General features: G+C 57.7%; 3 protein-coding genes and 2 pseudogenes. All 5 read left to right on the top strand.

The window, feature by feature from the left end; all coding sequences use genetic code 11:
* Positions 1 to 180, top strand: a pseudogene (locus NKH06_RS31820) (MFS transporter); the annotation flags it as partial.
* Positions 181 to 269: 89 nt separating this feature from the next.
* Positions 270 to 424, top strand: a pseudogene (locus tag NKH06_RS31815) (IS481 family transposase); the annotation flags it as partial.
* 361 nt (positions 425 to 785) lie between these two features.
* Complete coding sequence (locus NKH06_RS31810; protein ID WP_352895104.1) at positions 786 to 1,712, top strand: NAD(P)-dependent oxidoreductase; 927 nt, start codon at positions 786 to 788, stop codon at positions 1,710 to 1,712.
* Between the two features lie 25 nt (positions 1,713 to 1,737).
* Positions 1,738 to 2,904, top strand: coding sequence for a mandelate racemase/muconate lactonizing enzyme family protein (locus NKH06_RS31805; protein WP_352895103.1), 1,167 nt, complete (start codon positions 1,738 to 1,740; stop codon positions 2,902 to 2,904).
* A 431-nt stretch (positions 2,905 to 3,335) separates the two neighbouring features.
* A partial coding sequence (locus NKH06_RS31800) for a CocE/NonD family hydrolase (RefSeq protein ID WP_352895101.1) occupies positions 3,336 to 5,320 on the top strand: 1,985 nt, incomplete at its 3' end.

The following is a 5,320-nucleotide window of genomic DNA, read 5'->3' as shown; positions in this document are numbered from 1 at the left end:
TGGACGGACTACCTTCGCCTCAATCATCGTCTGACGGAAGTGGACAAGGAACTGGACGAGCGTGTCTTTCAGCTGCACGCGGCCGGGACCCCACCTCAAATGACACTTTCCATCGAGCGGCCGACAACACGCCCCGCTCGCAAAACTGATCAATCACCCCCTTTTTTCTTCCTCCGTTGACCGATTTTCACCCTCGCGTCATTCGTGTCTGCGATTGCTCGTAATATGTTGCGATCTGGCTTGGCAGCGATATCGATGCCGAATCGCACCATCGAGCCGACTTCGTCGCCATCTACAACTTCGCCCGCAAGCTCAAGACCCTCAAGGGGCTTTACGCCGCCACGAGTTCATCTGCAAAGCATGGGCTGACCAGCCCCAACAGTTCATCGTAGATCCGCTCCAGCTAATGCCGGGACTAAACACCTACACCCTCAGCTGTGGCATCACTGCGCATGTCCTAGCGCCTTGCAGATCTGGTCTCCTTTCGTGATCCCGTGCGCATGGTAACATTTCAACCCTAGTGACTTTCTGTGCTTCGTATTTCAGCTGACGACGCAGTTTGGTGGAAATCCCTCTCCGCGATGCCGCATCATGTGAATGCCTAAAATTCAATCCTCGATTTGAAGTTTGACCAAGAATACGGCTCGCCATTTACCTGTTCCTCGGCACTGCACTCCCCAACATTCAAGCCGATATCGTGAAGGCGTGCGTCCATAGGTTCAACACTTACCGTTAATGAAGTTTTTTAGGTATGATGGAGAGAAGTCATGAAGGGGAGAGAAGTCATGAAGGTAGGATTTATCGGCCTGGGTATGATGGGTCGCAATGCGGCACTGAATATCGCTCGAAAAGGCTTCCAGTTGGTAGTCTATGACATTCGGCCGGAAGCCGTCACCCCGTTGGTAGAGAAGGGCGCGACCCCCGCTACGAGCCCGGCCGACGTCCTTGATCAGGTCGATGTCGTCGTAACGATGGTGTTCGGTCCAAAGGAGATCGAGGCGGTAGTGCGCGGCGACAAAGGCTTTTTGTCGACGAGTTGCGCAGGGAAGTATTGGATCGATCTTACGACGAGCAGTCCCCAGCTCATGCGCACGCTTGGAACTGAGTTTCGCAGCAAAGGAGGCGCCCCGGTAGATGCGCCGGTGACGGGCTCCGTCGATGCCGCTATCCGCGGCGACATGCCTATGTTCGTCGGCGGCGAGGATGTCCACATCGAGCACGTTCGCCCCGTCATCGAAGCGATGGGTGAGTTGCGGAAAGTCGGCGAGTACGGCAATGGCTATGTCGCGAAGCTTGTCAATAACCAGCTCTGGAAAATACACGCAGCTGCAATTGGCGAGGCCATGGTCACTGCCAAGCTTGCTGGCCTTCAGCCCGATGTTTGGTGGTCGGTCATGAAAGGCGGCGCGGCTGACAGCTTTGTCATGCAGCACGATGTCCCTTCAATCTTCGCCGGACACTACGATCCCTCGTTCCCCTTGGCGCTTTGCCTGAAAGACCTAAGCCTGATCGAAGACCTGATGAACGAAACGGGCACGCGAGGCGAGCTGACTCGCGCCACGCACGACCGTTTCAAGGAAGCGGCTTCGCGCTATGGCAATGACGCCGGAGAGATGACCGTGTGTAAGCTTATCGAAGACGACGCGAAGGTCGAATTGCGGGTCGCCGGCGACTGGGTCGCGCCTTGGGAAGTTAAGGCGCCGACGGCATAGGTCGAGAGGCCCGGGGAGCTGAACAATGAAGATCACCGCATTGAAAGCGACACCGATCAACATTCCGCTGGAGCGGCCTTTGTGGTGGTCGGCCGGGCAATTTCCCGGAACCTCCAAGATCATCATTGAGCTCGAGACGGATCAAGGTCTCGTCGGCCTGGGAGAATCTCCGTCAACCGATGTGCTGCACCACATATCGGCGATGGGCGAGCGTCTCGTCGGCCACGACCCGCTTGATATTGCCTCATGCGAGTCGGTCTGCCTGCCGCCGTGGCAGGTGGTCCAAAACACAGACGATTCTTCGGCCGTGAAAGCATTCGGCGCCATCGAGATAGCGATGTGGGATCTTCGCGGAAAGGCCTCAGGTGAGCCGCTGTATAGGCTATTGGGCGGCGCTGTCCGCAAGCACATCCCGTTCACTGAGTATTTCGGATTCAGAGCAGGGGGCGAGACAAGCCCGCGAGAAATCACGGACTATTGCTTGGCAATGCGTGACGCGCACGGTTCGACAATGTTTGAGGGCAAACTGATCCTGGGCGACCCGATTCTTGAGATCGAAACTGTGAAAGCGTTGCGCGAGGCGCTCGGGCCAAAGGCGATGATCCGCCTCGATTCCAACATGCAATGGTCGGTTGCAACCGCTATCCAAGTCCTTCGCGAGATCGAGCCATACAATATTCGCAACTACGAGGACCCGGTCGCCACTTTCGAAGAGATGGCCGTCCTTCGCCGTCATTCTTCCATCCCGTTCTCGACGCACGTTCCAGACGTCCGCAAGGCAGTCCACCTTGGCGTACCTGATACCATCGTCACCAATTTCGCCGTGCTCGGCGGCATTACGCGAGCTGTACGCTTCATCGGTGCGTGCCAGGCAATGAACGTTGGGTACTGGTGCTATTCTGGCGACGCCGGTGTCGCGACCGCGGCCTACTTGCACGTGAAGGCAGCCACACCCTGGATCACGGAACCCTCGCAATCCCTTTTCCGCTGGCAGATTGGAGATGTAATCGAGGGGGGGCCGTTCAGGCAAACCAACAACGTTGTGGCTGTGCCTGAGGGACCGGGCTTGGGCGTGACACTAGACCGCAACGCCTTAAACAAATGGCATAGGCACTATGCCGACAACGGGCCATTAGACCATTTCTACGATCCCGCTCTGCCGGGGCGCTTCCGCAGGCTGCCACTTGCTTAATGCTCGGACGTAGCCGGCGACCGGTGCCTTCAACCCACGACACTGGGATCCAGGTTCTGCACTCATCGAGGTACGGAGATTTTGGGTACCAGACACGAGGCTTCAATCGTGCAGCCAAGAGTCTAATCGGCATTCCAACCATGACCCGGTTGTGCGTCGCAAGCCGCGTCGTGCCTGGCGTGAAATTCAAAACCCACCGATTCTTGCGGATGCCATTTCAAAAAGTGATTTTTTTTGGCGCAAACTTATCGCCCTCGCCCCCTATGTTTCTGGAGGTGGCAATCTCATGAAGAGTAGCAGGACTGAATTGAACCCCAGACACGTCTGCTATGAACTTTGCGAGCAGCGTAAGGGCCCCACTCTGATCGGGACATCGCTCAACCGAAAAAGGAATGAAAAATGCGGAATTTTCTCTATGTGGACGGTCAACGATGAAGAGTGCCCTCGGACCGCTACCCGTCACACTCATGGAGAATGTGTATATTCCGCTCGCCGACGGAACGCGTTTGGCTGCAAAAATCTGGCTGCCCAAGGACGCGGCATCCAATCCAGTTCCAGCCATCCTTGACTATATCCCTTACGACAAGCGCATTGGCACGGCGGTGGGGGACGAGCAAATCTTTCCCTATTTTGCCTCGCATGGCTACGCCAGCATCCGTTTGGATATACGGGGCACTGGCCACTCCGAGGGTCTATTCGACGATGAATACGTCAAGCAAGAGCAGGACGATGCTGTCGAGGCCATCGAATGGATAACGCGACAATCCTGGTGCAGCGGCAGCGTTGGAATGATCGGCATTTCTTGGGGTGGCTTCAGCGCCTTGCAAGTCGCCGCGCGCCGGCCCAAGGGCCTGAAGGCGATCGTCACGCACTGCTCGACTGACGATCGCTACGCCGACGATGCGCATTATATGGGAGGATGTCTTCTCAACGATACGTTGATGTGGGGTACGGGTTGTTTCACGCAGCTGTCGCAGTCACCCGATCCCGAAATCGTCGGCGATGACCACTGGCGCCCGATGTGGATGAAGCGGCTGGAAAATGTCCGTCCGACGTTGATCGACTGGGTCTCCCATCAGCGCCGAGACGATTTCTGGAAGCATGGCTCGGTCTGCGAAGATTACGATGCGATTGATTGCGCGGTCTTCGCCACCGGCGGGTGGACCGATGGTTATTCCAACGCCATTTTCCGGCTTCTCTCGAAACTCAAGGGGCCGCGAAAAGGGCTGGTTGGGCCCTGGGGGCACAGATACCCCAATTCAGGTGCGCCCGGACCCGCCATCGGCTACCTGCAGGAATGTGTTCGCTGGTGGGATCACTGGTTGAAGGGCAAGGATACCGGCATCATGCAGGAACCGATGCTGCGTAGCTGGATGATGGATTGGGTTGAGCCTGCGGCGTCTTACGATGAGTGGCCTGGCCACTGGGTTGCGGACCCCAGTTGGCCGTCACCGCATGTAACGGAACGGGTCTTCAGGTTGGGAGCGGGCCAGTTGTCCGAGCAGGCGCTGCCGGAAGCCACTCTTGGAATCTGTTCACCCGAGACGGTTGGAATCACGGGCGGTGAATGGTGCGCGTACCAGATGGGGGGAGGTGGTGCACTTGCTCCGGACCTGCCTCTTGATCAGCGGTGGGACGATGGCGGCTCCCTAGTTTTTGACAGCCAGTCCTTGACGGAAGTGACGCCGATTCTAGGCGCGCCTGTTCTTGAAGTTGAGATCAGCTGCGACAAGCCGACTGCGATCCTTGCGGTTCGGCTGTCCGATGTCAGCCCGTCAGGTGAAGTCACCCGGGTCACCTATGGACTGCTCAACCTGTCGCACCGCGACAGCCACGAAGAACCCCAGCCGATGGAAGCTGGAAAATCATATCGCATCCGCCTCGCAATGAACGAGGTCGGGTATACATTCCCGCCTGGGCACCGGATCCGGCTGTCTGTGTCCACCGCCTATTGGCCGATCGCCTTCCCCGCGCCGGAGCGCGCCACATTGACAGTGCAGGCAAGAGCAAGCGAACTGCATCTGCCGATCCGAATGCCTCAACCCGGTGACGACAAGCTGCCAGCCTTTGGCGAGCCGGAGGGTTCTCCGCCTATGCCGACCATGGTGCTGAAGCCCGGCAATCTCGAGCGGTTCGTTCGCATCGACCCTGTGACGAAGCAGGTGACGGTGACGATGAAGCGCGACAATGGCACCTGGCGTCTCGATCCGCTCGGTACGGTCGTTGGCTTTAAAAAGCACACGATCTGTTCGGTCGCCGAAAACGATCCGACAACGGCCCGCACGGAAATCTATTTGCGTTATGAGCGGGGCCGCGGAGCCTGGCAGACTGCGGTGGAGGGGCGGACAGTTATGACCGCTACCAAGTCAGCCTTTCAACTGCAGATTAACTTCGACGCCTTCGAAGGCGGGGAGCG

The organism is Mesorhizobium sp. M1342, assembly GCF_040317955.1.
Classification (GTDB): domain Bacteria; phylum Pseudomonadota; class Alphaproteobacteria; order Rhizobiales; family Rhizobiaceae; genus Mesorhizobium.
This window is presented reverse-complemented; position numbering and strand designations above follow the sequence as displayed.